At 71.6% G+C, this 26,980-nt stretch carries 20 protein-coding genes; 4 read left to right on the top strand and 16 right to left on the bottom strand.

What is annotated here, in order from left to right:
- Window positions 1-11 precede the first annotated feature (11 nt).
- A complete protein-coding gene (gene metE / locus ACIBHY_RS44980) occupies window positions 12-2,156 on the top strand; it encodes a 5-methyltetrahydropteroyltriglutamate--homocysteine S-methyltransferase (RefSeq protein ID WP_397309930.1) in 2,145 nt (714 codons plus the stop codon).
- A 6-nt stretch (window positions 2,157-2,162) separates the two neighbouring features.
- On the opposite strand, the gene ACIBHY_RS44975 is transcribed toward metE, so the two are convergent.
- The 13 genes from ACIBHY_RS44975 to ACIBHY_RS44915 form a co-directional block, all read right to left on the bottom strand.
- Entirely contained in the window at window positions 2,163-2,696 is a 534-nt protein-coding gene (locus tag ACIBHY_RS44975; protein ID WP_397309929.1) for a hypothetical protein, read from the bottom strand.
- Window positions 2,689-3,243 carry a hypothetical protein gene (locus ACIBHY_RS44970; RefSeq protein ID WP_397309928.1) on the bottom strand — a complete coding sequence of 185 codons (555 nt, stop codon included), beginning with the start codon at window positions 3,241-3,243 and terminating at the stop codon, window positions 2,689-2,691. The genes ACIBHY_RS44975 and ACIBHY_RS44970 overlap by 8 nt, the downstream gene beginning before the upstream one ends.
- Window positions 3,240-14,243 carry a hypothetical protein gene (locus ACIBHY_RS44965; RefSeq protein WP_397309927.1) on the bottom strand — a complete coding sequence of 3,668 codons (11,004 nt, stop codon included), beginning with the start codon at window positions 14,241-14,243 and terminating at the stop codon, window positions 3,240-3,242. Before ACIBHY_RS44965 ends, ACIBHY_RS44970 begins: the two co-directional genes overlap by 4 nt.
- A 27-nt stretch (window positions 14,244-14,270) precedes the next feature.
- Entirely contained in the window at window positions 14,271-14,621 is a 351-nt protein-coding gene (locus ACIBHY_RS44960; RefSeq protein WP_397248159.1) for a hypothetical protein, read from the bottom strand.
- Window positions 14,618-15,022, bottom strand: a complete 405-nt coding sequence (locus ACIBHY_RS44955) for a YbaB/EbfC family nucleoid-associated protein (RefSeq protein WP_397248157.1) — start codon at window positions 15,020-15,022, stop codon at window positions 14,618-14,620. Before ACIBHY_RS44955 ends, ACIBHY_RS44960 begins: the two co-directional genes overlap by 4 nt.
- An 86-nt stretch (window positions 15,023-15,108) precedes the next feature.
- On the bottom strand, window positions 15,109-15,492 hold the full coding sequence (locus ACIBHY_RS44950) for a hypothetical protein (protein WP_397309926.1): 384 nt from the start codon (window positions 15,490-15,492) through the stop codon (window positions 15,109-15,111).
- A complete protein-coding gene (locus ACIBHY_RS44945) occupies window positions 15,489-16,373 on the bottom strand; it encodes an SseB family protein (RefSeq protein WP_397309924.1) in 885 nt (294 codons plus the stop codon). The genes ACIBHY_RS44950 and ACIBHY_RS44945 overlap by 4 nt, the downstream gene beginning before the upstream one ends.
- Window positions 16,374-16,378: 5 nt before the next feature.
- Entirely contained in the window at window positions 16,379-16,936 is a 558-nt protein-coding gene (locus tag ACIBHY_RS44940; RefSeq protein ID WP_397248151.1) for a GNAT family N-acetyltransferase, read from the bottom strand.
- Window positions 16,937-16,953: 17 nt separating this feature from the next.
- Complete coding sequence (locus ACIBHY_RS44935; RefSeq protein ID WP_397248149.1) at window positions 16,954-17,871, bottom strand: carbohydrate ABC transporter permease; 918 nt, start codon at window positions 17,869-17,871, stop codon at window positions 16,954-16,956.
- Window positions 17,871-18,809, bottom strand: a complete 939-nt coding sequence (locus ACIBHY_RS44930; RefSeq protein ID WP_397248147.1) for a carbohydrate ABC transporter permease — start codon at window positions 18,807-18,809, stop codon at window positions 17,871-17,873. Before ACIBHY_RS44930 ends, ACIBHY_RS44935 begins: the two co-directional genes overlap by 1 nt.
- Before the next feature lies 1 nt (window position 18,810).
- On the bottom strand, window positions 18,811-20,184 hold the full coding sequence (gene ngcE, locus ACIBHY_RS44925; protein WP_397309923.1) for an N-acetylglucosamine/diacetylchitobiose ABC transporter substrate-binding protein: 1,374 nt from the start codon (window positions 20,182-20,184) through the stop codon (window positions 18,811-18,813).
- 12 nt (window positions 20,185-20,196) lie between these two features.
- Window positions 20,197-20,931 (bottom strand): sugar isomerase domain-containing protein, encoded by a 735-nt coding sequence (locus ACIBHY_RS44920; protein WP_397309922.1) that lies wholly within the window; start codon window positions 20,929-20,931, stop codon window positions 20,197-20,199.
- Complete coding sequence (locus tag ACIBHY_RS44915) at window positions 20,932-21,801, bottom strand: MurR/RpiR family transcriptional regulator (RefSeq protein WP_397248141.1); 870 nt, start codon at window positions 21,799-21,801, stop codon at window positions 20,932-20,934.
- Between the two features lie 80 nt (window positions 21,802-21,881).
- On the opposite strand from ACIBHY_RS44915, the gene ACIBHY_RS44910 reads away from it, so the two are divergent.
- Window positions 21,882-22,823 carry an N-acetylglucosamine kinase gene (locus tag ACIBHY_RS44910; RefSeq protein WP_397248139.1) on the top strand — a complete coding sequence of 314 codons (942 nt, stop codon included), beginning with the start codon at window positions 21,882-21,884 and terminating at the stop codon, window positions 22,821-22,823.
- Here ACIBHY_RS44910 and ACIBHY_RS44905 read toward each other — a convergent pair.
- The 3 genes from ACIBHY_RS44905 to ACIBHY_RS44895 are packed head-to-tail and all read right to left on the bottom strand — an operon-like array spanning window position 22,813 to window position 25,295.
- Window positions 22,813-23,655, bottom strand: a complete 843-nt coding sequence (locus tag ACIBHY_RS44905; RefSeq protein WP_397309921.1) for a hypothetical protein — start codon at window positions 23,653-23,655, stop codon at window positions 22,813-22,815. The two genes, ACIBHY_RS44910 and ACIBHY_RS44905, sit on opposite strands and share 11 nt — an antisense overlap.
- Complete coding sequence (locus tag ACIBHY_RS44900; protein ID WP_397248135.1) at window positions 23,652-24,182, bottom strand: RNA polymerase sigma factor; 531 nt, start codon at window positions 24,180-24,182, stop codon at window positions 23,652-23,654. Before ACIBHY_RS44900 ends, ACIBHY_RS44905 begins: the two co-directional genes overlap by 4 nt.
- 39 nt (window positions 24,183-24,221) lie before the next feature.
- Entirely contained in the window at window positions 24,222-25,295 is a 1,074-nt protein-coding gene (locus ACIBHY_RS44895) for an acetyl-CoA acetyltransferase (RefSeq protein ID WP_397248133.1), read from the bottom strand.
- A 204-nt stretch (window positions 25,296-25,499) separates the two neighbouring features.
- Here ACIBHY_RS44895 and ACIBHY_RS44890 point away from each other — a divergent pair, with 204 nt between their 5' ends.
- Both ACIBHY_RS44890 and ACIBHY_RS44885 read left to right on the top strand, forming a co-directional pair.
- Window positions 25,500-26,339 (top strand): LysR family transcriptional regulator, encoded by an 840-nt coding sequence (locus ACIBHY_RS44890; protein ID WP_397248131.1) that lies wholly within the window; start codon window positions 25,500-25,502, stop codon window positions 26,337-26,339.
- Window positions 26,340-26,355: 16 nt separating this feature from the next.
- A complete protein-coding gene (locus ACIBHY_RS44885) occupies window positions 26,356-26,979 on the top strand; it encodes a MerR family transcriptional regulator (RefSeq protein ID WP_397248129.1) in 624 nt (207 codons plus the stop codon).
- The last annotated feature ends 1 nt before the right edge of the window (window position 26,980 follow it).

The following is a 26,980-nucleotide window of genomic DNA, read 5'->3' as shown; positions in this document are numbered from 1 at the left end:
GGAGCAGTGAAATGTCGTCGTCCACCGTGCTCGGATATCCCCGCATCGGCCCGAACAGAGAGCTGAAGCGCGCCCTGGAGTCCTACTGGGACGGGCGCACCACGCGCCGGGACCTTGAGGAGGAGGGCGCCCGGCTGCGGGCCGCCACCTGGGGGCGCCTGGCCGGGCTGGGGCTCGGGGAGCTGCCGTCCAACACGTTCTCGTTCTATGACCAGGTGCTCGACACCGCCGTGCTGCTCGGCGCGGTGCCGGAGCGCTATCTCGCCGCCGAGGACCCCTATTTCGCCATGGCGCGCGGCACCGACGGGCTGGCGCCGCTGCGGATGACCAAGTGGTTCGACACCAACTACCACTACATCGTGCCGGAGATCGGCCCTGAGACCGTCTTCAGGCTCGACGCCGCCAAGCCGCTGGCGGAGGTGCGGGAGGCGCGTGCGCTCGGCCACGAGACACGACCCGTCGTGGTCGGCCCGGTGACGTTCCTGTCGCTGTCCGGGGCCCTGGAGCGGCTGGAGGACGTGCTCGGCCCCTACGAGGAGCTCCTGGCCGCCCTGGCGCGCGAAGGAGTGGCCTGGGTGCAGCTCGACGAGCCCGCGCTCGTCACCGACCTCACCCCCGCCCAGCTCGACGCGGTCCGCGCCGCCTACGCCAGGCTCGGCGCCGCGCCCGTCCGGCCCAAGATCCTCGTCGCCTCCTACTTCGGCGACCTGGGCCCGGCCCTGCCCGCGCTGGCCGCCACCCCGGTCGAGGGCATCGGACTCGACCTGGTCCGCGGGTCCGTGCCCGAGATCGCGCTGGACGGCAAGACCGTCTTCGCGGGCGTCGTCTCCGGCCGCGACGTCTGGCGCACCGACCCCGGCCGCGCCCTCGCCCGGCTCCGGGGCCTGCGCGCCGGCCGGGTCGTGGTGAGCACCTCCTGCTCGCTGCAGCACGTCCCCTACGACGTCGCCGCCGAGGACGGTCTCGAACCCGCGCTCGTCGCCCGGCTGGCCTTCGCCGAGCAGAAGGTGGCCGAGGTGGTCGAACTGGCCCGCCTGCTGGCGGACGGCTCCGCCGTACCCTTTGACGAGGCTCCCGTCGCCACTGCGAGCGCCACCCACGAGGTACGGCCGGCCCGCAGCCCCTACCCCGTGCGGGCCGCGGCGCAGGCCGGGCACCTCAAGCTGCCCCCGCTGCCGACCACCACGATCGGATCGTTCCCGCAGACCGGCGAGCTGCGCGCGGCGCGCGCCGGCGTCGTGACCGGGGCGCTGGCGGAGGACGACTACGAGAAGCTCGTCGAGCGCGAGATCGAGCACGCCATCCAGGTGCAGGAGGACCTCGGCCTGGACGTGCTCGTGCACGGCGAGCCCGAGCGCAACGACATGGTGCAGTACTTCGCCGAGCACCTCGACGGCTTCGCCGTCACCAAGAGCGGCTGGGTGCAGTCGTACGGCTCGCGCTGCACCCGCCCGCCGATCATCCACGGCGACGTGCGGCGCCCGGCGCCCATCACCGTGCGCTGGGCCACCTACGCGCAGTCGCTCACCGATCGCCCCGTCAAGGGCATGCTGACCGGGCCGGTGACGATCGTGGCCTGGTCGTTCGACCGCGACGACCTGCCGCAGCGCGACGTGGTGCTCCAGGTGGCCGACGCGATCGCCGAGGAGGTGCGCGACCTGGAGGCGGCCGGGCTCTCCGTCATCCAGGTGGACGAGCCGGCCCTGCGTGAACTGCTGCCGCTGCGCGCCGCCGAGCAGCCCGCGTACCTGGAGTGGGCGGTGGCCGCCTACCGCAGGGCCACGTCGGTGGTCGCCGACCGCACGCAGATCCACACGCACCTGTGCTACTCCGACGCCGACCAGATCCTGACCGCGATCGACGGCCTGGACGCCGACGTCACCACCATCGAGTCGGCCCGCTCGGGACGCCGCATCCTGGACGCGGTGAGCGGCTACGCGCGCGGTCTCGGGCCGGGCGTCTACGACATCCACTCGCCGCGGGTTCCGTCGGCCGACGAGGTCGAGGAACGGCTGGCCGCCACCCTGAAGGTCCTGCCCGGCGACCGGGTGTGGGTGAACCCGGACTGCGGTCTGAAGACCCGCACGTACGCGCAGGTGGAGGCGTCGCTCGGCAACGTGGTCGAGGCGGCCCGCCGCCTGCGCGCCACGCTCTGACGGCGCTCAGCCGGTTTCGTGGAGGCGCCGGAAGTCGTCGAGGTTCTGGCGGTAGTGGGCCAGGTCGGCTTCCAGCGCATCCCGGGTGAAGCGTTCGGGGTTCTCGCGGTGGACGACCGTGCCCGTATGGGTCCAGAAGGCGTCGGCGGGCACGCGGTCGGCGCCGATGGGGACGAAGCGCAGGGCTTCGGCCACCGCGTCGGCCGCCAGCTCCCATCCGGCGACGACGCTCTCGTAGGCGTCGTCGCCGGCGGGGCCGGCGGCGAACTCGAGGTCCTCGGCCAGGGCCCGGCGCGCGTAGACGCCGGCGACGACCACCCACTGCCCGGCGTCGATCAGCCGGGAGATGCCGGGGCCGAAGCGCAGTTCGTGCCGGCGCGCGGCCTGCTCCCCCTCGTAGGGCACCTCGACCTCGATCGTGCCCAGGCGCAGCGTCCAGGCGTCCTCGCCGGCCTCGGGCTCTGCCGTCTCGCCGCCTTCCGGGACGGCCAGGTCGAGGTAGACGTAGCCCTCGGCCAGCGATCTGGCCCGCTCAGGCATACTCGGCCACCAGGTTCCGGTAGGTGTCCCTGACGATGAGCAGGCGGTCGAGGTCGAACCGGCCGGGTTCGCTGGCCCGCAGCTCCAGCCCGCGATCGGACCAGAAGGCCGTCTCCGGCACGGCGTCGTCGCCGGGACGGATGAACTTGACGGCCTCCTCGACGGCGGCGGCGGCGATCGCCAGTGCCCTTCTGGCCTCGGCGGCGTCGTCCACGGGCACGTTGCCCGCGCTCAGGTCGGCCACCCACAACCACTCACCGGCGTCGAGCAGCTCGGAAGGCTCGGGGCCGCCGAAGGTCGGGTAGCCGGTCGGGATGACGGGCCGCGCGGGCAAGCCGAACAGGAACTCGCGCTCGGTGCCGCAGCCCTGGCAGCGCCCGGAGTAGCGGTCGGCGCGCTCGCCCTCGGCTTCCACCAGCCCCCTGCTCCAGGTCGTCTCGACGGAGCCGCACTGCTCGCACGGGTTCAGGTCGAGGTAGAGGTGCGCCTCGTCCCTCGTCCGCGCCACCGCGAATCCCATGGCCGTCCCTTCGTCCGCCTCCATCATGGCGCATCCGCCGGCTCACGCAGGAACTCGAACGAGACCGCGCGGTGCCCGCAGACGCACGGCTCGTCGTCCGGGCAGAGGCACTCGTAGGGGAAGTAGCCGGTGGTGTTGGCGAGCTGGCGGGCCCGCTGGGCCCGGTCCGTCGGCGGCGTGCGGCCGTCCAGGAGCTCGCGGATCGTCTGCCGGACGGAGACGCGCTCGTCGACGCGCCCGCGCCCGTCCACGAGCCTGACCAGGGCGTCGGCGAGCGCGGGCGGCAGCTGGCCGCGCAGGTGCGGGTTGTCGCCCACGCCCAGCGAGGCCGCCGTCTCCACGAGCACACGCAACCGCGCCGGTCTCTGGTACGGCGTGGCCGTGTCGACCTGGCGCACCGCCTCCCGCAGCCGGGCGATCGCCTTATGGTCCTCCACGGACAGCGTGGTGGGGGCGGTGGCCGGGTCGGCGGGCGGGTCGCGCCTGAGCATGGGGGCGCCGACCGGCACGCCCTGCAGCGCGCTGATCAAGGCGGCCGCTTCTCCGGCCGCGTCGCGCTCGATGGCGCCGAACGAGCCGAGCGCGGCCACCTGGTAGCGCACCACCCCCCGGTGGGCGGTCGCGGTGAGCGGTTCACCGCGGGTGGCCCGGTGTGCGGACAGCTCGATGGCGACCGGCCGCCGCCCGGGAACGACGACGTCGAGGAGGGCGTCGCCGTACACCCTGATCTCGGCGCCGGCCTGTTCGGCGGCGCGCGCGACGGCCGCGGCGGCGGCCCGCACAGGCGGGACGGCCGGCTGGCCGAAGACCGAGTACAGCGCGTTGACGTGAACGGGCGCGAGCTGTCCCGCCCGCGCGGCCAGGATCATGCGGGTGCGCGCCTCGATGCCGCCGACCTTGATGCCGGCCTGGGCCGCGGCCTCGCGCAGCTCGTTCTCGCGCTGGGCGCGCAGCGGCTTGGGGGCGTCGGCGAGCGCCCGTACCGCGGTCCTGACCCGCACGAGCGCGGGGACGTCGTCGGCGCCGATCGCCGGGTCGGCCGGGAGCGAGCCGTCGTTCATGATGCCGCCGGGAGGCAGCCCGGCGCTCTGGCGGGCGATCTGCGTGGCCGTCTTGAGCAGGACCTCGGCGGCGTTGTGGGCGGCGACCTCCAGCACGAGCCGGCCCGGCCGGCCGAGCTGCGGGTAGACGTCCACCTGGCCGGGCGGGACGTCGGACTTGGACACCAGCAGCTCCAGGCTGCCGCCCGGCCACTCGACGGTGAAGCGGCCCGGTCCCGCCGGGGTGATCGAGGTGACGCCCGCGGCGTTGGCCAGGCGGTCCAGGCCGGCCGGCGAGGTGTCGAGCGCGCCGATCGCGGTCGCGGAGTCGACGACCGGGCCGGCGCCCGTGTTGAGCAGGTCGGCGATCGAGCCCTGGCGCGGCACGGTCTTCACGCGCGGGCCGTCGCCCCAGGGCGGTGGCGGCGCCGGGTGCCCCCTGGCCTCGATGTCGGCGGCGATCGCCTCGATCGCCTGGGCCAGGTTGAGCTGGGCCACGGCGTCGGTGGCCCGGTTCCACAGGCCGGACAGGTGGGCGTGCTCGTTGAGGCGCGGGGTCAGGCAGTGGTCCTGCCCCTCGCGCAACTGCTCGCCGGGCAGGAACGTGCGGACCACGCCCTGGCTCTGGCCCCGCTGGTTGGCGATCTCCTCCTGAAGGGCGTGGCTGATCTCGTGCACCAGCGTGGACTCGACGGCGTACGGGTGCAGCCTTGGCCTGATCACCGCCACGAGGGCGTCGTCCTGGTTGGTGCCGGTGGAGATCCGGGCGTTGTCGGCGGCGCCCGGGTCGCCGATCGTGAAGCGTACGTACAGGATGCCGTGCTGGGCGGTGACGACCTCCATGGTCTGGCCGTCGGCCAGCCAGCGCAGGGCGGTGACGCCGCCGCCGAAGGAGCTCGGCGTGAGCTGGATGGCCGTCAGCTCGTTGTGGTCCAGGTCGGGCATGGAGGCCGGGCGCGCGTCGAGGGCGAACGGCGAGCCGGGCAGGGCGGGCGACGGCGCGGACGGGCCGGGGGTTCCCGGAGACGGCGGTGCCGACGGGCCGGGCGAGGCCTGGGCGGCGCTGCCGGCGGCGGGGGCCCCTGAGGCGGGGGTTCCCGTGGCGGGGGTTCCCGAGGCGGGCGGGAAGGCCGGGGCGGGGGCCGCGTACGAGATCTTACGGCTGTCCAGTTCGGCCCGGATCTTGTCCGAGAGCGTGCCTTCCACGGGCGAGGTGTGGAAGAGGTGACGCAGGTCCAGGTTGTGGTCGCGGGACAGCTGGACGAGCCGCTCCGGCACGGTGCCGAACGCCTCGGCGAACCCGAGGTCCCGCTCGTCGCTGCGGACGGTGCCGTTGGGGCCGAACAGGTAGCCGCGCACGGTGCCGTCGTGCTCGGTCACCGTGAGATGGACGGGAACCTGTTCGTCGAAGGCCCGCCGCCTGGCTTCGACCAGCGGGCCGAGCGGGTCGGCCGCCGTGGCCACCTTGTCCGTGAACACCGTGCCGTCCTGCGTCGAGGACGGCGTGAAGGCCCAGCCCGACCCGAGCGGCACGCCGGCTTCGATGTCGGCCATCATGGCCTCGTAGTCGCCCTCGAACATGGCGACGACGACGGTGGCGGTGCCCACGTTGGGGATCTCGTGGCGCTTGCCGTACTTCACGCGTCCGCGTGTGGTCCGCGTGACCCGCGTCAGCGTCGCGTCGTAGGCGACATGGAGCTCCACCTTGATCAGCTTGCCGCGCTGGTTGTCGGTGCCCTCGTCCCGGTTGCCCAGCGACGTGGTGACGCGGTCGCTGGACTGGTCTCCGCCGGTGTAGCCGCCCTTCAGCGTGGTCACCGACTCCCCGCCGCCGACGCCCCTGGTGAGGGGGAACAGATGGCTGCGGCCCGTGGACCCGCTGGCCATCCGCTGGAAGCGGGCGATGCGCCCGAGCTCACGCGCGTCCAGGGGGCCGACCACGACCGCGCTCACGTGCGACCGCGCCTTGAAGCCGAGGTCGACGGCGGCGCCTGAGGCCGTGGTCCGGTTCAGCCGCCCGTTGTTCAGGCCGCCCTCGCCCGCCATCCGGCTGAACAGGGTCGCCAGCGCCAGGTCGTTGATCAGCGCCTCGATCTCGTGCATGCGCTCGCGCAGGGCGCGCTTGCTCAGGTGGCGCTTCTTGACCAGCGCGTCACCGAGGTTCTTGGTGATCGACTTGTCGGCGACCAACGTCTCGGTGGTCGCCATGACCGGCAGCCGGCGGACCGGCCGCGGGTCGACCTCCACCTTCGTGCCCGGAGTGGCAGGAGCGGCCGGGGCGTTCTCCGCCGGCATGACCTCGTCGCTCTCGATGAGGCGGACCATGTCGACCTTGAGCTTGACCGTCTCCTTCGCGGGCCTCCCGGGATGGAACACCTTGTCGGCCAGGCGGCGCGGGCCCCTTCTGAGAGCGGCGAAGCGCACGCGCTCGGGCCTGCGCTCCACCTCGATGGTCACCGTGCCGGTCTGCCTGACCCGGTGCATGTCGGCGTCGCCGCCGTAGCGCTCGACCGAGGTCTCCTGGCTGGCGTAGGAGCCGGAGCGGGAGCGGTTCCTGTCCGTGGACGCGGACATGTCCTGGCCGCCCGAGGTCTCCGAGTCGGCGCCCTTGAGCTCCGTGCCGAGGCTGCGGCCGACCGACTGGGTGACGCCGTCCTCCTCGTAGGTGTAGTCCTGGTGGAGGGGCACCTTGGTCTTCGTGCGGCCCAGGTCTTCCGCCTTGCGGTTGAGCTCTATCTTGATCCTGACGATGAACCGCTCGGCCCTGCCCGTCGAGCCGACCCGCATCGTGAACGAGTCCGTGTGACCGCGGCCGAGCATGTTGTCGATCTTTCCGCGCCAGCGTTTGCCGGACAGCGAACCGTCCAGCTTGTCCAGCACGGCCGGATCGCTGAGCAGCGAACCGGGTGCGATCTTCTCGATGGCGTCGCGGACGGCGTCGAAGATCTCGGTCCGCTTGCCGTTCTTGGTGAACGTGGCGCTGTCGATCTTGGTCATGCCCATCCGGGTGGCGATGTGATCCGGCAGGATCACCTCGCGCACCTTCGCGGCCAGCTCCCTCGCCCTGGTCATGCGCGAGCCCTCCGGCGCCTTCGCCAGCTCGGCCATGCCGGGCAGCTTGGCCAGAGCGTCGAACAGCGCCTGCGGCGTGTGCCGGTCGGACAGCTTGACCTCCGGCAGCCCCGCGGCGTTGTGCGCGCGCAGCTCCGTGAGGTAGCGCTTGGCCAGCGGGACGGCGACCGTGCGGTCGATCTCCAGGTTTCCGTCGAGAAAGCGCTCCACGGCGTCGGCGAGCTGGTGCAGGGGCAGTTGCAGGTCGCCCTGCGCGTACATCCGCAGGACGACCTCCTCCGGCACCGAGAACAGGACGGTGCGGCCGTCCACGGTCACGGTCCTGATGCTGGCGCGATCGCCCGGGTCGAAGGCGGACATCGGGAACTCCGCCGAGGCGCGGAAGAGGTACTGCTGGCCGATGTCGATGGTCAGCCGCTCGCGGCCCCAGATCAGCAGCCTGGAGGCGTTTCGGCCCTTGTTCCAGGAGGCGTTCGCGCCGGTGCTGGGGCCGAGGCCGCCGTTGTCGGCCTCCTGGTGGCCGAACTCGCCGCCGCCGTTGGGACCGAGGTTGGAGGACGTGCCGAGGGAGGTGCCCTGGCTGAACAGCTGCAGGAAGATGTCGCCGATCACGAGCGGGCTCGACGTCAGGAACTGCATCTGGCCGAGCTTCCAGTCAAGCTTGAGCCACCCGTGCGCCGGCCCGAACCTCCCCTGCCCCCGTACGGCGAAGCGCGTCAGGTACGGCGACTTCCTGAACGGGTGCGCCGAGACGTTGTGCACCCCGAGGAAGGCGGCGATGTGGTGGAAGGCGGGCGAGGCCCAGCCCATCAGCCGGGGCACGATCTTCTTGGCCGCCTCCAGGAAGCCGCGTGTGTCGACGTGGAGCAGCGTGGCCTGGTCGATCAGGTCCGCGGGGATCGCCTGCCACTCCCCCGGCGGACGGCTGGGGTCGCGCATCAGGTCGGTCGGCGTCATCATCGTGATGACCACGGGCCGGTTGGACAGCTCCACCGGCGGCTTGCCCTCCTGGCGCAGAGTGACCTTGACCCGTCCCTTGGTCTGGGAGGCGGCCATCGGCGTCGAGGTCTCGATGAGCGTCACGTCGTTGCCGGTGTCGCCCATGCTGGAGCCGCTGTTCTTGCTGACCCCGGTGCCGGCTCCGGTCCTGGCGCCGTACTTGGCGCCCTCGGTGTCCGGTGCGGGGGCGTGACCGGCGTTCACGCCGCCGTTGGCGTTGGTGGAACGGCCGTGCCCCGACGAGGTGACGCCGGTGTTGGAGCCGATGTTGAGCAGCGCCATCGCCCGCTTGTCGGTGGTGGCGACGACCTCGGTGGTGTCGAGGTCCGCGCTGAGGTCGACCTCGATGGCGAAGTGCTCGGTGGCGTGGAAGCGGCTGTTGAGCGTCAGGTCGAAGTGGATGTTCTGCTGGATCGCCTGGTTGAGGCCGGTCCTGACGCGCAGGTTGGTCAGCTGGCTGGACACCTCGACCAGGTTGTCGTACTGCGAGGCCGCCTTGAGCGCGTCGTTCGTCGGGAAGACCGGCCGGCCGTTGACGATGGGGGGCAGCAGGCCGAGCCGAGTCAGATTCTTGATCGTGTCTTCCAGGACCTCGGGAACATTCGACACCTCCCTGACCAGAGCGAACACCGCGTCCGGGATCTGGTGCGCGTCGTCGCCCTGCCAGATCGGCCGGGCGTCCTCGCCCTTGATCGGGTCCTTCAGCTCCTTGGGGTCGTCGCGCAGGAGGATGCGGCCCTTGCTGTCACGGCGCGGGGTGCCGTCCCGCTTGTACCGCACGGCGGCGGGGTCGAAGGGCAGGCCGGCGCGGGCCGCGTCCGACTCGGCCATGACCATGTGGAGTTCGCCCGCGGTCTCGATCGTGTCGAGCGACGTGCCGCTCTCCAGCGTGATCCGCAGCTCGGCCGTGTAGCCGACGATGATGTTCTGCTGGTGCTCCATGCTGCGGTCCACCACGGGCTTGTACGCGGTACCGCCCGCGCTGACCCCCTCGGACCTTGACCTGCCGTGGCCGCTTCCCGCACCCCACTTGCCCTCGGCGGTGGTGTTCAGGAGCTCCGCGGCCTCCTCGCCGAGGTCGTCGAACACCTGCTCGGTGCTGACGGAGCCGTCGACGGAGTACCCGAACGACTGGCCGCCGTTCGCGGTGGTCACCGCGACGCCCAGATCCTCCCTCCAGCGCTCGTCGGTCGAGACGCCCACCCGGCGGGCCTGGCCGTACACGGGGGTCGTGACCACTTCCACGCGCGCGTAGGGGCGGCCGTTCCTGGTGAGCTGCGCCTGCACGCCGGAGTTGATGGAGTTGGCCATCTGGCTGTGCCACTTCTCGTACAGGAAGGTGCGCAGCTGGTGGCGTAGGTCGGTGCCGATGTCCGCGGCGCTTCCGAGCGCCGTCACGGCCTTCTCGAACATCTCCTGGGTTCCGCTGATCCCGAGCAGCAGGTGCGGGGGGAATCCGTCGACCAGGTTGGAGACGCCGGGGAACCTGGCCTCCAGCTCCGCCATCGTGGTGGACTTGTCGTCGGAGGGGTCGGTGTGCGCCATGCCCACCCACATCCGCACGTCCTTGGCGTCGCTCCTGGTCCCGGTGCTGACCGAGTCGATCTGCTTCCAGCCGTCCTTCTGGGACGTGCGGATGTCGATCTGCCACTCGGCCTCGGCGGCGAACAGGGTGGACTCGCCGCGGTTGTCCTCGACCGCGCCGCCGACCACGTGGTCGGTGGAGCTGCCGTTCACCGAGCGGGTACGGGAGTAGTTGAAGTCGGCGCCCGGGCCGGACGTCCTGATCACCGCTTCGATGGCATCCCTGAAGTCGTTGCCCTCGGGCAGGAGCTTCACGAACGGCAGCAGGCCCTTCGCCTTCCCGCCGAGCTTCACGGCGTGCGCGCGGGCGTAGGCGGCCGCGACCGTCAGCCCGCCCTGCGGCAGGCGGCCGACCATCATCTCGGAGGCGTTCGCCGCGTGCCCGAGAACCTCGACCATCTCCTTGGTCGACAGCTTGATCCGCAGCTCGCCCTGGCGGTGGACGCCGACCCTCAGGACCGCGCCCTCCTGGGTCACCAGGCGCCGGAAGTGGGCCTTCAGCACTCTCTGGAGCTGGTCGGGGGTGAAGGTCTGGTCGATCTTCTGGGCGCGCATGGCCGCGTTGAGCCGCTCGGTCAGCCTCGTGATGTGCGGCAGCCGGTCGGTCACCATCGCGTTCGGCAGGATCTCCCGGTCGGGCACCGCCTCGCGCAGCGTGGCGTCGTAGGCGCCGAGCAGGTTCTTGGCCTCCGCCTCCGTGTCGGCCAGCGCGCTCGCGGCCGCGGCCACGACGCCGGGGGAGGCGCTCTTGTGCCAGTCCAGGTCGGCGGCCAGCTTCGCGTAGCCCTCCTGCGCCGCCTTCGCGGCATCCCGCGCCTTGGTGTAGGCGGCGACGATGCGCTGGTGGCGCCTCTGGATCTCCAGGTGCTTCTTCGCCTCCGCCACCGCCCGGCGCTTGCGCTCGGGGGCGAACTTGTCGCGCTCCCCCGCGGCCTTCTTCGCCTCCTTCCTGGCCTTCTTCTTGTCCTCCTTCGCCTGCTCGACCGTCTTCTCGTGCGAGGTGATCCGCGCGTCCAGGCCGGCGACCGCCTGCGTCAGGGCGTCGGCCTGCTCCTGGGCGAGCCGCGCCGAAGCTTCCACCGGAGTCTCGGGGGCGGGCGGCGGCGGCGGGCGCACGCCCTGGTTACCGGTCTGCTCCGGGGACACCGGCGCGCTCGCGCCGCGGCGTTCCAGGTCCTCGGCGATGACCTGGATCAGGCTGAGCAGGTCGCGCTGCTTGGCCGGGTCGTTCGTCTCCAGGTAGCGCCTGGCCAGGTGGCGGTGCTCGTTGTAGCGGGCGGCGACACACGCGTCGGTGGTACGGCCGGCCAGCCGGTTCAGGGTGTTCCTGATCACGCCCTGTCTCGGGGGCGCGGCCAGGTCCTGCAGCGCGTGGGTGATCTCGTGGACCAGCGTCGTGGAGACCAGGCTGGGGTGCAGGCGTGGCGACAGGTGCACCACATGAGGGTCGGCGGCGGTGCCCGCCCCGACCGTGACGGTGGCGTGCGTGTCGAGGCCCGGCCGTTCGTAGCGCACCTCGAAGTGCTGGGTGCCCTGGCCTTCAGAGGTGACCCGGATCTGCGGGCCGGAATCCGACCACGCGATCGAGCGGACGTTCCCGCCGAAGTCGCTCGGCTTGATCGCGTTGCCGTTGATCAGTGCCTTGACCTCGGGGTCGGCGAGGTCGTTGAGCGGGGTGGGACGGGTGTCCGCGGCGAACGGCGTCCCCGGGACCGCCAGCGAGGTGCGCGGACGGCGGCGGCCCGGCGGTGCGGCGGCCGGCGTCCTGCGGGTGGTGCTCGGGCTGGGCGTGGTGGTCCGCGGGGTGGCGAGTGCCGTGACCCGTCTGGTCAGTTCGTCGGCGGCGGACTTGTGGTACTCGGGGGCCAGCCCGAGGTCGCGCGCGGGGTTCTCCTCGACGAGGGTGCTCGCGCGGGTGCCGGGGTTGGCGGCGAGCACCGCGTGGGTCACCTCGGTCGCGGCCTGCCTGGTCTGCGGGGAGCGCTGGGCGAGGAGGGCCAGCGCGTCGAGCGCCCCCTCCGCCTCCGGCCGTCCGGTCGTCCGCGCCATCTCCGCGCCGAGCCACGCCGCCGCCTGCGCGCGCAGGCGGTCCTCGCGCGCGCCGTCCTTGGCGTTCTGCTCCAGCGACCGCGCGGCCTCGGCGAGCGCTTCAGCCGACAGTTGTACGGCCCGGCCGCCGTCGTCGGCCAGCAGCACGCTGCCGTCCTGGAGCCAGAGGCCTTCCGGGGCGAGGTGGATCAGGGCCTCGTCGATCGCCTTCTTGGCGGCGAGCTTGGCCTTCCGCTTCTGGGCGGGCGAGGGGGTGGGGCCGGGCGCCGTCTGATTGCCCGTCTGGCCGCCGCTCTGGCCGGTCTGCGGGCCGGTCTGCGGGGTGGTTCCCGGGGCCGGGACCGGGGTGGGCGGCTGGCCTGGCTGCGGGGTGAGGGCGGGGTCCGGCGTGGTGCCGGGGCTCTGCTGGGCGGCGGGGTCCGGGCCCGAGGTGGCCGTCTGGGTAGCTCCGGGGTCGGGGGCGGACGTCTGCCCTGTGGCCGGGGCCTGGCCTTGCGACGCGCCCGGGTCGGGAGCGGGCGCGGCATGGGGATCCGGCGCGGAGGCCGCGTTCGGCGCCTGGCTCGGCGCCGCGTTGGGGTCCGGAGCCGCTGGGGCGGCGTTCGGGTCCGGAGCGGACGCGGCGGTGGGGGCCTGAGGTTGCGATGCGTTGGGGTCCGGGGGCTGGGGCGCGGGGGCGGCGTTGGGGTCCGGGGCGGGCGGCTGGGCCTGGTTCTGGCCGGATCCGGTGTGCTGGCCGGACCCCGTGTTCGCGGCCGGGTTCTGCGACGTGTTGGGGGGCTGGGGCGTGTTGGCGGCCTGGGGCTGGGGCGCGTTGGGGTCCGGCGGCTGGGGCGCGTTGGGGTCGGGGGCGGGGGCCGCGTTCGGGTCGGGCTGGGCGGTGTTCGGGGCGGGCTGCGTGGAGGTGTTGCGGCCGGTGCGCGTGGCGGGGTCGGGGCCCGGCTGCTGCTGGTTCTGGCCGCTCTGGCCGGTGCGGCCGGGCGTGCCCGGCGTGTTCGGGTTGTTCGCGCCGGTGCCGGGGGCGGTGTTCATGCCGCCGGTCGGCACCGGGCCGCCCGGCTGGTTGGTGCCGGGGCCACTGCCGGTGCCCGGCGGGGACGACGGCGGCGGGGGCGTGTCGCCCGAGCGTGCCAGGTCGGCGGCGTTGGCCAGGTCGTTGGCCGAGGCCAGCGAGGACAGCGGGTGGGTCACCGCGGTGAAGACGTCGGGGTTGAAGGGGCTGATCGTCCCGGTACGGCCCACGCCGCCCATGAACGCCCCCAGCATGGCCTCCGCGGTGAACGGATTGCCCGGCGGCTGCTGGTAGACGAACGTGTTGGCGGCCATGCTGCCCACCGGCGAGGCGAAGGCGTTGGTGATGCCGGTGGTCAGCGCCCGTCCCCCGAAGCCGGGCACGTAACGGGTGACCCGGGAGATGGGCCTGGTCAGCCACATGCCGACCCCGGCGCCCACACCCGCGCCGACCGCGGAGGCGGCGGTCTTCTTCCAGTCCCACTCGGTGCGCGTGCCCATCTTCATCTGCTGCCACTGGGCCATGGCGTCGATGAAGGTCTCTTCGCCGATCTCCTCGATGAGTTCCTTGCCGAGCGGCGTGGACAGCAGCCGCAGCAGCGCGGCGCGGCCGGTGGCGCCGCTGAGCACGGTGAGGCGGGCCAGGCCCGCGGCGCCGACCTCGCGCCCGGCCATGGCGGCGAGCCTGGACAGGACGCGGGTGATGGCGGCGCGCAGGGCGGTGGCGAAGGGGCCGACGAGCGGCGCGGAGGAGCCGGCGGTGAAGAACGCCACGAACAGGGCGATGGCGATGGCGACGACCGTGACCCAGAAGGCGACGTTGACGGAGAGCTTCGAGTACTGGGTCTCGATGGCGAAGTTGCCGGCCTCCAGCGAGCGGGCCTCGGCGTCGCGGGCGATGCCGACCATGCCGGCCTGCGGCCCGCACAACTCCTGGGCCCGCCCGACAAATCCGTACATGGAGGGGGTGGCGCACCCGGAGACGATCTTCCTCGCGGCCCGGCCGGCGTCGTCGAGCTGGGCCGTGGCGCCGACGCCGAGATCAGCGTAGGACTGGGCGAGCTTGGACAGGGCGTGTTCGCTGGCCTTGGGCCACTTCTGGCCGCCCGAGAGCATGGGGATCAGCCAGTGGTTGACCCAGTCGGGGAGCGTGGAGTTCTCCCAGGCCGGCCGCACGTCTCTGTCGATGAGCGCCCAGCCCTGTGGCCGTCCGCCGCCCGCGCCCAGGACCTCGGAACCGGTGCCGGGCTGCCCGCCGCTGGTCGTCGTCACGCCGTTCCCGTCATCCGCTCCTCAGTGTCAGACTTCTTTGGTCTGGGCGCGGGCCAGCATTTCCTGGCCCATCCCGGTGTCGGTGGTGCGTACGTTGTCGACGACCTGGCGGGCACGATCCCCCACGTCGCGTAACTGGTTCGGCAGGTCGACGAAGCGGTAGACCAGCTTGTACGGCCCGTCGTCCTGGAAGTGCTTCTGCCAGAAGGCCTTGCCCTCCAGGCCGTCGCCCCAGGGCGTGGTGGCGAGGCAGGCCCGTACCTCCGCGGCCAGCCGCTCGACCTCCCGCTCCATGTCGCCGGCCATCGTGGACCACTGGTTGATGCCCTCGTAGGCGACGGGCTTGTAGATCTCGATGCCATGCTCGTCCCGGCTCATCTACGCCCGCCCATCTGATCGGCCAACTGGGCCATCACGGTTTCGAGGTCGCCGTCGAGATGCGCCTGCATCTGCTCGGCGGGGATCAGCGGCGAGAAGAGCTCCAGGAGTTGCTCGCGGACCTTCTCACCGGCCCGCTGGACGGTCTCGGTGATCGTGTCGGCGAGGGTCCTGGCGTCGGGGTGCCGGTAGATGCGCGGATCGAGGTCGAGCCTGATCAGCTCACCGCGCGAGCCCACGGTGGCGTTGACGAGCCCGTCGCGCGACTTCTCCGTGACCTGCAACGACCTGGCTCTGGCGTGGAGTTCGGCCCCCTCGCTCTGGAGCCGCGTGAAGGTCGTGCGGAGCTCGTCGGCGTACGCCTGCAGACCCGCGGCGTCCCTGCCGTTGGAAGACTCCATCTCACCTCCCTGACCACACAGGTGTTAAGAGGTAGTTTCCGACACATGAACACCATTCGACAAGATCGTGCGCAAAAATCCGGGATTCAGGGGTTGATGTCGAGTGCCTGTTCGGAAGGTTCGCCTGTTTCCGCACGGGGGACCCAGCGCCGGTAGACGCCGCGTTCGGCGCGTTCCATCCCCAGGGCCAAGGCCTCCGGCGCCGAGCCGCCCAGATACTCCAGCAGCAACGCGTCCTCACGCTCGTCGCGGACCAGGAACTCCCGCCCGCCCCACGCGCACACGGTGAACACCGCCCACAGGGCCTCGCACTCGGCCGCGGGCACGATCCTGACGTGGCAGCCCGGCTCGACCTCCGTGAAACCCTCGGCGGGCTCGTCGCGGCGCAGCCGTACCCAGACCTCCAGGGCGGTGGCGTCGGGGCTGGCGGGGTAGTCGGCGCCGCGCCAGCGCGCCCGGTAGCCGCTCACGCGGCCCGCCCGATCGCGAACCAGCGGCGCAGGTCGCCGTGGTAGACCGCGCGCCGGACCTCGGTTCCGGCGGTGGTCAGCTCCCAGATCTCCGCGCCGTGGGTGAGGGCCACGCCGTACACCTTGTACTCGCGGATCACCTGGTCGCGGTTGGGCACCAGGCCGAGCCCGACGAAAGGCGGCTCCTCGACGACCCACCCGGCCACCGCCTCGCGCCCCACCTCGTCGGTCCCCCCGTACGGCGTGCGGTACATCTCCAGGCCGACCGGCCGCCAGCGCAGCAGGTTGAGCGTGCCCTCGGAGGTGAGGAAGCCCGGCTGCGCGAGCGCGTCGGCCAGCACGGCGGGGGTGGCGATGTGCGAGACGTCGAGGGCGTGGTGGCAGTAGCCGGAGACCCTGGGTTCGCGCTCGATCAGCAGGTCGTGGATCTCGGTCGGGTGCAGGAGCTTCTGCACCACCGGCACGCCGGAGTCCGGCGCGAGCGCCAGGTCCTGGACCAGGGTGGGCACGGCGAGCCTGGCGACGGTGCCCGACTCCAGGTTGAAGTTGACGGCCATGCCGGGGTTGATCGCCAGCCCCCAGCGCGGGTCGGGCCAGCCCGCGGCCAGCTCGACCATGGACACGATGCGGAAGTGCTCGGTGATGTGGCCGAACCCGGTGGCCATGGCCTCGGGCGAGGTGTAGGCGAGCACCCACGTACGCCCGTCCGCCTCGGCGGTCGGCCACACGATCGGCTCGGTGCCTTCGAAGGCCGCCCGCGACATCGGCAGCGCCAGGTCGGCGTCCTTCAGCAGGCTCAGGCAGAGCGCGGTACGCCCCTCCTCGAACGCCGCCCAGAGCCGTTCCTCGAACGACTCTGGGCGCTCCTCGGAAGGTTCCACCACCGTCACCCGAGCCCGTGCCGCTCGCCGAACTCCTCGGCCGTGATCCCGAACAGCACGATGTCGTCGTAGCGCCCCTGGTGGAAGCGGCCCCTGCGGCGCCGGCCCTCCTCGGTGAAGCCGAGATGCCGGTGCAGCGCCAGCGAGCCCGTGTTGGAGGCGTAGACGGTGGCGTCGCACTTCTGGTAGCGGCGCTCACCGAACATGTACCTGAGCAGGATGACGACGGCCTCGGCGGCGTAGCCGTGGCGCTGGTGGGCGCGGCCGACGGCGACGCCGTACTCGAAGGTGCCGTGGTGGGGGTCCACGGCGTGGGTGCTGATGGTGCCGACCGGCTGCCCGCCGGCCCGCTCGGCGATCGCCAGGCGCAGGGTGTCGGGGCCCTGGTCCTTCTCGGCCACTTCCTTGGCCCATTGCCTGGCCCGTTCCGCCGAGCGCGGCGGGAGGAGGCGGTCGCCGTTGCTCTGGTCCTCGGAGTTCTCGTCGAACTCCCTGAACGCCGCCCAGTCCTCGGGCTCGATGGCGCGCAGCCGTACGCGCTCGCCCGTCCATGCCGAAGTCATGCACCCCATGATCCCCGCTATTTGAGCGCGCCCGTCGTCAGCCCCGACTGGATCTGACGCTGGAAGACCGTGTACACCACGAGCATGGGCAGGATGGCCAGGGTCAGGGCGGCGAAGAGGGCGGCCCAGTCCTGGTCGTAGCCCGCGGCGGTGGAGATGTCGGCGATGCCCTGGGTGAGCACCCACTTGTCGCGCTCCTGCAGCAGCACCAGGGGCAGCTGGTACTGGTTCCACTGGCCCAGCACGTTGAAGATCGTGATGCTGATGAGCCCGGGTCTGGCCATCGGCATCATGATCTGGAAGAAGACCCTCGTGTGCGAGGCGCCGTCCACCAGGGCCGCTTCCGCCACCGCCGTCGGCAGCGTACGGAAGAAGGCGGCCAGGAAGAAGATCGTGAAGGGCATCGAGTACGCGATGTAGACCAGCACCAGCCCCGCATGGGTGTTGAGGCCGATGAAGGGGCCGACCAGCGGCACGTTGCCCATGTTCTGCACGACGAAGAACAGCGGCGTCAGGGCCAGGTAGACCGGGAAGGCCAGGCCGGACACGAACATCAGGTAGATGGCCCGGTTGCCCTTGAAGGGGTAGCGCGCCAGCACGTACGCGGCCATCGAGCCGATCAGCATCGTGCCGAACGTGCTGAAGGAGACGACGACGACGCTGTTGAGCATGTACTGCCCGATGTTGGCCTGCTCCCAGGCGCGGGCGAAGTTGTCCCAGCGCAGGGAGGCCGGAAGCGACCAGGCGTCGCCGAAGATCTCGTCCTCGCTCTTCACCGAGGCGAGGAAGGTCCACACGATCGGCACCACGACGAGGACGGTCCAGACGAGTAGCGCCAGGTGGGTCAGCAGGGACAGCGGGCCGAGCTGCCGCTTGCGCTCCTTCTTGGCGATCTTGCGGGAGTTCGCGACCGTCCATGAGATCAGCGTCGTCATTAGTACTCGATTCGTTCACGCCGGGACAGCCGCAGCGACAGGATCGCGAAGCCGACGGTGAAGAAGAACATGATGACGCCGAGCGCGGAGGCGTAACCGAACCTGAAGTACTGGAAGGCGTTGCGGTAGATCTCTGCGGCCATCACGGTCGTGGAGAAGTCGGGGCCGCCGTGCTGGTCGGTCATGACCCAGACGATGGCGAACACGTCGAGCGCCAGGACGCCCAGATACACCCAGGCCACCTGGACGGTGTCCCACAGCAGCGGCAGCGTGACGCGGAAGAACAGGCTGATCCGCCCGGCCCCGTCGATCTGCGCGGCCTCGAACATGTCGTTCGGGATCGAGGCGAGCCCGGCCGAGAACAGCACGACGTAGAAGCCGACGGCCTGCCAGACCATGACGCCGAGCACCGACCAGAAGGCGATCCCGGGATCGGAAAGGAAGCCGATCGGCTTCACGCCGAGCGCCATCAGCGGGCCGTTCAGCATGCCGCTGCCGTCGGGCCTGAACACCTGCTGGAACAGCACGGCGACCACGGCCACGGCGAGCACCTGCGGGAAGAAGAACACCACCCGGTAGAAGCCGGAACCGGCGATCCCGCTGGTGCCCTTGGCCCCGCCCACGTTGAGCAGGAAGGCGAAGAACAGCGCGATGACGATCGTCACGACCGGCAGCAGCACCAGCAGCGCCGCGTTGTGCGTGACCGCCTTCCAGAAGACGCTGTCGTCGAAGAGCCGCCGGTAGTTGTCCAGCCCGATGAAGTTCGGCGTGCCGGACACGCCCCGCCAGTCGGTCAGCGAGATCTGGAACGCCTGGATGTAGGGCGAGATCACGTAGACCAGGTAGAGCGCCACCGGCGCGACGAGAAACGAGCCGATGAAGAGGGTACGGCGGTGCCGCTGAAACCACGACGGCACCGCTGCGGCCGGAACTCCCATGTCAGCGCTTGAATTTCTTGATCGAGGAGTCGCCCTTGATCTCGTCGGCCTTCTTCTGCATGCGCTCCAGGAACTTGTCGGGCGTCAGCCGCCCGCTCATGAGCTCGCCGGTCGCGGCCGCGCTCTCGTCCTTGAGCTGCAGGTACCAGGCGTTCCACCGGAAGTAGACGGTGTTCTCCCCGGCGGCGGCGTAGGCGTCGGAGGCGCTCTTGACGCCGGTCGACAACTGCAGGCCCTCGCCGGCGCCCTTGACGGTGGGCACGGTGGAGACGAGCTGGCTGAACTCACCCGCGGCCTTCTTCGACAGCATGGCCCGCAGGTACTCCATGCCGCCCTTCGCGTTGGCGGCCTTCGCCGGGACGATGAAGTTCTCGCCCGGCTGCGTGTGCAGCGCGCCGTGCGGGAGCTTGTCGGAGCCGGTGACGTCCGGGACGGGGAACATCGCGTAGTCGAAACCGGGCGGAGTGGTGGTGCGCTGCTCGTTCTCCAGCCAGGAGCCGGAGGGGAGCATGGCCACCTGGTACTTGTTCTGCGCGGTCTGGGTCTGCACGTGATCGAGGCCGGCGGTGCCCTCCATCAGGTACTTGGCGCCGATCTCGGCCCAGCGGGTGGCCGACTCCTTGAGCGCCTCGGCCTTCCAGGCGCCGTCCTCGAGGTTGTCGAGGTTGAGCAGGATCTCCTTGCCGCCGATCTTCGCGGCCGTGACGAGGATGGGGTCGAGGGCGTAGCCGGGGTGCTTGCCGGCGTAGGTGAAGGGCGCCATCTTGCCGGACTTCTTGATCGTCTCACAGAGCTCGACGAAGTCCTCCCAGGTCTTCGGCGCCTCCCAGCCGTTCTCCTTGAACGCCTTCATCGAGTACCAGATGCCGTAGATGTAGTTCACGTACCCGACGACCGAGAACTTGCCGTCGTAGGTGCCGATCTCGATCACGGCCGGGTCGAGCGTGTCGCGGACCTTGACCGCCGGGTCGTCCCAGCTCTCCATGTCCAGCAGCGGGGTCAGGTCCTGCAGCTGCCCGTCCTGGGCCAGGGCGCCGAAGTCCATGGCGTTGGCGCCGGAGTTGTCGATCACGTCGGGCGGGTTGCCGCCGGCGAAGCGCGGCTGGAGGACCTTCGTGATCTCCTTGGTGAAGTTGTGCTTGATCGCCACATCGGGATATTTGGTCTTGAACAACGGCTGGTGGATGTCCGTGGCGTACTTGTGCCCGAAGCCGCCGTCGAAGATCCAGACCTCCAGCGCCTTCGCGGCGCCCGGTGCGGTGCTCGCGGGTGTCTGGGGCGCCGGGGTGGCGCACGCGGCCAGGGCCCCGGCGACGGGAACGAGGGCGGCGCTGCGCAAGAGCTGGCGCCGGGAAAGATGGGGGGTGTCGGACATTGCTATGACTCCTTATGCTCCGCGTCTGATGCGACCTGCGTAGCGGCTCTCCAGTGCCTTGTTGTGTTCCTCCCCGCCGGTCACGTTGACCGACAGGTAGACAGGGGGCGTCTCGCCGAGCGCGACCAGTTCCTCGACCGCGGTGGTGACGACCATCTGCGCGAGCAGCGCGGAGGTGACCGTCGAGACGGCGCCGTAGGTGCCGCCGCCGGGCAGTTCGAGGATGGCGTCGCCGTACGGCGAGCCGTTGTCGAGCACGACGTCGGCCAGGTCGAGCAGCTTGCGCCCGGACGGGTGCCGGGAAGGCATGGCGCCGCTGTGCTCGACCGAGGTGAGGGCGATCAGCGTGTGCCCGCGTTCCTTGACGATCCTGGCCAGCTCGACGACGGTGCCGTTGACGCCGGAGCTGGAGATCAGGACGAACACGTCCTGCGGTTCGACGGGCGCCAGGTCGTAGATCTGCTGGGCGATCTTCGGGTCGCGTTCCAGTTCGCTGGTGAGCACGCTGACGGGCTGCCCGCCGTACAGGACGAGGTCGCGGGGGCTGAGGCGGTTGCTGGGCACGAGGCCGCCGGCCCGTCCGGCGATCTCCATCGCGATGGCCTCGGAGTGACCGGAGCCGAACGCGTTGACGACGCCGCCGCCGCGCAGCGAGGTCACGATGAGCCTGGCCGCCTGGCGCACCTGGTGCTCCTGGCGGGAGATCACGGACTTGGCCAGGTCCAGGACTTGTGTTGCGTAGGACATTCAGCCTCTCTCGACTCGGTGGCTCTCGACCGCGCTGATCGTCCGCTCGAAGGCCTCGTTGGTGCGTTCGTAGGTGCGCTGGGCGACGGCGACGTAGACGGCGTCCAGGACGAAGAGCTGCGAGTGGACGGCGGCCAGTCCGCCGAGCCTGAACGTGGTCTCCCTGCTGGCCGTGGTGAGCACCAGGTCGGCCAGGTCGGCCAGCGGCGAGCGGGCGAAGGAGGTGACCGCGACCGTCAGCGCGCCGTGTCCGGACGCCTCGACCAGGGCCTCCATCACCTCGCGGGTACGCCCGCGGTGGCTGATGCCGACCGCCACGTCACCGGGAGCGAGCAGGGCGGCGTCCGACAGCGCCACGTGCGCGTCGCACGCGCTCCAGCCCGGTATCCCGATGCGGCGTAACCTGCCTTCGAACATCGTCGCCACGTTACCGCTGGTGGAGACGCCGACCAGGAGGACACGGCGGGCGGCGACGATCGCGTCGGCCACACGGGCGACGGTGTCGAGGTCGAGCTGGGCGGCGGTGTCCTGAATGAGCCGGGTGTCGGCGGCCGCCATGACCTCGATGGCCGTGTCGAGCGGGTCGTCGGGCCCGATCTCGTGGCCGACGCCCGCGCCCCAGCCGGCCTGCGCGGCCCTGCCGGTCTCGGTGGCCAGCGCCACGCGCAGCTCGGCGTAGCCGGAGAACCCGAAGGCGCGGCAGAACCTGGTCACGGTCGCGGGCGAGCTGCCCGCCCGTTCCGCCAGCGCGATGATCGTGGACCTCGCGGCTTCGGCCGGGTCGCCCAGAATCACCTCGCCCACGCGGCGTAGCGCTTCCGGCAATCCCGGCAGTTCTGTCTCAACGCGCCCAAGGGCCCCTGAAGTCACGAATATTCCTTCCGAATACTCGGTCTTCCGGCGAAAATTATTCTTGCTTCCCGGCCGAGTCAAGACCCAAAATCGGGACCGTGACTCATTCGTTGGTCGTCGGCGTGGACGCCGGCGCGACCTCCACCCGCGTCGCCGTCCACACGCTCGACGGCGAGCGCGTCGGCTATGCGCGGGCGGGTGCGGGCAACCCCTCCGCCCACGGCGCGGAGAAGGCGGTGGCCAACATCGCCACCGCCCTGCGCGAGGCGCTGGCCTCGGCGGACGCCACCGCGGTCGTGGGCTCGCTGGCGGGCATCGCCGGCAAGCAGGACGTCATGGACGTCGAGCTGGCCCGGCTCTGGGCCGAGCACGGCATCCCCCGGGCGCCCGAGATGATCGGCGACGTGGCGATCGGCTACGTCGCCGGATCACCCGCCTCGGAAGGCTCGTTGCTGTTGTCCGGAACCGGGGCGATCGCCGCCCGAATCTCCGGCTATCGCCAGTCGGTCATCGCCGACGGGCTCGGCTGGCTGCTGGGCGACGCGGGCTCGGGCTTCTGGATCGGCCGCGCCGCCGCCAAGGCCGTCGTGCACGGCCTCGACCGCGGCGAGCCCGCCGGAGAGCTGTCCGAACTGGTCGTCACCCACTTCCTCGGCACCGAACGCGGCGCGACCCCACGCGCCACGGCCGACCGGATCGTACGGCTCGCGCAGGCCGACCACATGCGCCTGGCCGCGCTGTCCGCCCTGGTCAGCCAGGCCGCCTCGGCGGGCGATCCGATGGCCGGGAAGATCGCCCGCGAGGCGGCCGGGCAGCTGGTGGCCACCGTGCGCCGCGTGCACACGACCGGGCCCGTGGTGCTGGCCGGCAGCGTGCTCACCAACCCGGGGCCGGTGCGGCAGGCCGTACAGGAGCTGCTGGGTGACACGCCCGTGCGCACGGCGCGGGACGCGGCGGGGGCGGCGGCGTGGCTGGCGGCCCGCGACCTGCTCGGATCACGGGCCGCGGAGCTGCACGGGAGGTTCGTGGCTACTTCCTGATCACGTGCTCCTCGCTGACGAGGAGGCGGACCACGCCGAGCTGGGCGTCTTCGGCGTCCCAGACCCACCAGTCCTGGCCCACCGCCGCTGACTGGTCATCCGGGTTCATGGCGTACCCGCCGTCGGGCTGGGGCTGGACGATCTGGTAGACGACCTTGAGCCCGCGCCGCTCGGCCTCGGCGGCGACCTCGCTCACCTGCTTGTCCCCGACCGTGTACCCCGCCAGCGAGCCGCCGTCCATCGTGGCCCGGTTGCCGTTGGCGTAGGGCTCGTCCGCCTTGGCCGGGCGGCCGGCCTTGATCCACGCTCCGGACGCATTCTGCGAGAGCGTGAGCACCATCGTGCAGTCCGGGGCGGTGATCTTGCAGTCCTTGGGGTCGCTGTCGATGGCGATGCTGCTCGACTGACCGATGTCGCCGCCCGTGCCGAGCTGGAAGATCTCCCCCACCTGGCGCGGCGAGGCGGGTTCGAGCTGGAGCTTCACGTCGAGGCCGACGGCGTGGAAGGCCTCCTCATACCTGGCCGGGTCGGCGAACGGGTCCTTGATCCTGGCGACCCACATGCCGTTCTCCAGCTTGATGTCCATGGCCGCGTTGGCGTAGGAGGTGGCGCTGCCGGGCGTGTTGAGGATGCTCGGGCCGAGCACGACCGCGGCCGCCAGCGCGGCGGTGACCACGCCCGCCGCGGCCAGGCGCTTCCACGGCCGGCGCCACGGCTCCTTCACCGGCTCCTCCGCGATGATCGAGGCCAGCAGCGTCCGCGCCCCCGCGCCGGACGCCTGACCCGCCAGATCCTCGTCGCCCACCCGGGCGAGCTGCCGCAAGTCGTTCATGCTGACTCCATCGCGAGGTTGTGGGCGGTCACTCCGGCCTTGGACAGGGCGCGGGAGAACCGCTTGCGGGCGCGGTGCAGGCGGATGCGGACCGCGTTGCGGGACACGCCCAGGACCGTGGCGATCTGGGCGTGGTCGAGTCCTTCCCAGGCGACCAGCGAGAGCAGCTCGCGGTCGTCGGCGTTCAGCTCGCGGAAGGTGCGGGCGATCGCGCCCGTCTCGACCGAGCTGTCCGGGGTGCGGGAGTAGAGGTCGGCGACGTCGACGTTCAGCTCGGCGCTGCGCTGCTGCCTGCGGAGCCGGCCGCGGCGGTGGTTGGCGAGGGTGTTGCGGGCCACGCCGTACAGCCACAGGCGGGCCTCGTCGCCGTCCGGCAGCCGGTCGGCGCGCCGCCAGGCGGTCGCGTAGGTCTCGGCCACGATGTCCGCCGCGTCCTCGGGGATCTCGCAGCGGCGCATGGCGTAGCCGAGGATCTGTTCGTAGGTCGCCGCGTAGATCGCGGCGAACCGGTCGGCTTGGGTGCTCACATCATGTCCATGTCGGGGATGGACCGAGCATTTCAGGAATTATGCGGAGGTCAGGAGGGCGGCGCTGCCGTAGGAGCCGCCGAAGCCCGTCACCAGCGCCACCTCACGGTCCTCCCGCAGCTCCCGTACGGCTTGCGCCACGTTGTTGAGCCCGTGCACGTACCCCTCGGAGAGCAGCCCGCCGTGCCGGTTCACCCAGGCGTGGCGGCGCTCCAGGAGGTAGCCGTCCAGATCCTCTGCCAGCCCGAAGTCGGCCAGTTGCCTCGGCACCAGCCACGAGTAGGCGTCGTAGAGCAGCGCGGCGTCCACGTCGGCCGGCTTCATGCCCGAGGCCCGCCACAGCATCGGGGCGACGTGTTCGGAGAAGATCGCGCTGACGTCGGGGGCGCGGTCCATGGCCGAGCATCCCGGGCCGCCGCCGCGCACCACCGCGTGGACGCGCGGGCCGGCGAGTACGCCGCTGACGACCAGGGCGCAGGCCCCGTCGGTCTCCTGGCAGCAGTCGGCGGTGCGCAGGGGCGTGCACACGTACGGCTTGGACTGATAGTCCGCCCAGGTCAGGGGTTCGCGGCGGAGGGCACGCGGGTTGGTGGCGGCGTTGTCGCGCGACTGGGCGACGACGGCGTGCAGGTGCTCCTCGGTCAGGCCGGTGTCGTGGAGGTAACGGGTGGCGGCCAGGGCGAACAGGGGGATGGGTCCGGCCATGCCGTACCGGCGGGTGAGCTCTTCCTGGGGGCCGGTGGAGGCGACGTTGAGCCGCTTGCCCGAGCGGCCGTTCAGCGCCCGATAGATCACGATATTTCGTGCCAGACCGCAGTGGATCAGCATCGCGGCGTCACCCAGGATGGAGGCGGCCTGGGTGCCGCCGCCCGCGATGTCGTTGTGCCAGCCCAGCCGTTCGATCCCCAGGGCTCTGGCGACCTGGACCACCGGGACGGAGTCGTTCATGTGGTAGCTGAGCAGGGCGTCGACCTCGGCGGGCTCGATCCCGGCGTCCCGGCAGGCGTCCTGGACGGCCTCGACGGCCAGATCCAGCTCACTACGGCCCGAGGCCCTGGTGAGCGCGGTCATCCCCACGCCCGCGACCGCCGCCCGGCCGGAGAAGGGCTGCATGTCCCGGCTCCCTTCTCGACGGCCGCCCACCGGGCCGGGGCGCGATCCGTCCCGGCGGGCGACGACAGTCGTCACGCTAGCCCGGCGCCCGTTGTTAGGCAAGCGCTTGCTCGGTTACCGGATGCTCGCGAAAAGTCACCGACACGAAACCGGGACTCGATCCGATGAAAGGCCGATGATGAAAGCCGATAAACGAGGTGATGGATGGATCTGCGCCAGGTGCGTTACGCCATTGCGATCGCGCGGGCGGGCAGCCTGCGCCGCGCGGCCGGCGTCCTGCACATCGCCCAGCCCACCCTCTCCGAGCAGCTCAAGGCGCTGGAGAGAGAGATCGGCGCGGAGCTGTTCACCCGCTCGTCCAGCGGCGTGCGGCTCACCGAGGCGGGAGAGGTGTTCCTCGCCCAAGCCACCGTCGCCGTGGACGCCTTCGAGCGCGCCGTGGCCGCCGCCCGCGGCAAGGGGCAGGCGCTGCGCATCGGCGTGGCGGACGGGCTCGGCGACGTGCAGGCGCGGCTGCTGTCCCACCTGCCCGGCGGGCCCCGGCTGCGCGTGGCGCCCATGAGCACCGCGGAGCAGATCGTCTCGATCACCGACGGCAGCCTGCAGGCGGGGCTCGGCTACGCCCCCGGCACGCTGCCGCGCGGCGTGGCCCGCACGCTCATCCAGCGCGCCGCCGTCCACGCCCTGCTCCCCCGCGAGCACCCGCTGACCGGCCAGGACGCGCTGCCCCTGGCCGCCCTGGCCGCCGAGCCGCTGGTCATGCCCGAGTCGGACGGCGGCCGCTTCCTGTCCGGCTTCGTCCGCCACCGCCTGCACCCCCGTCTCGGCCCGGCCGCCGCCACCCACGACCTGGCGGTGAACCTGGTCGAGTCCGGCGCCGGCTACACCCTGTGCGTACGCAAGGGGACGCCCGTGCCGGAGGCGCTGGCGTTCGTGCCGATCGCGGAGGCGGTGCCGCCCATCGAGGTCGTCTTCCTGTGGAACCGCCAGGCGGAGGTGCACGACCTCGTCACCGCGGCCCGTCAGCTCGCGCGCTCCGGTTAGACGTTATGGTCTACCGATGCGCATCTCAGAGCTGAGCGCCGAGTCCGGTGTCGCCCTGCCGACGATCAAGTACTACCTGCGTGAGGGCCTGCTGCACCCGGGTGAGCAGCGCTCTGCGACGCGCGCCGACTACGACGACACGCACCTGCGCCGGCTCCGCCTGATCCGCGCCCTGCTGGAGGTGGGCAAGCTCCCCGTCGCCTCGATCAAGAAGATCATCGAGGCGGTGGACGACGAGAGCCTGCCCGTCCACACCATGCTCGGCACCGCCCACTACGCCCTCGCGCCCGAGGTCTCCCCCGCCGAACCCGGCGACGAACTGGAGGCCGCCCGCGCCGAGGTGGACCGGGTGGTCGCCGAGCACGGCTGGCGGGTCCTCCCCGACGCGCCGCCCAGGGCGGAACTGGCCGAGATCCTCCTCAGAATGCGCAGCCTGGGCATGAAGCCGGACCTCGCCCCCTACGCCGAGGCCGCCGACCGGATCGTGCGCGAGTTCGAGATGGCGACCATCCCGTTCGACGGTCCGCGCGACGCCGCCGTGGAGGCGCTGGTACTCGGCACCGTCCTGTACGGCAAGGCGTTCGACGCCCTGAGGCGCCTGGCCCAGGAGTCGGAGTCGGCCCGCCGCCTGAAGCGCTGAT

Origin of the sequence: Nonomuraea sp. NPDC050547 (assembly GCF_044457345.1) — a bacterium.
Lineage (GTDB): Bacteria > Actinomycetota > Actinomycetes > Streptosporangiales > Streptosporangiaceae > Nonomuraea.
Note: the sequence above shows the minus strand (reverse complement) of the source record. Positions and strands in the feature narration are given on the sequence as shown.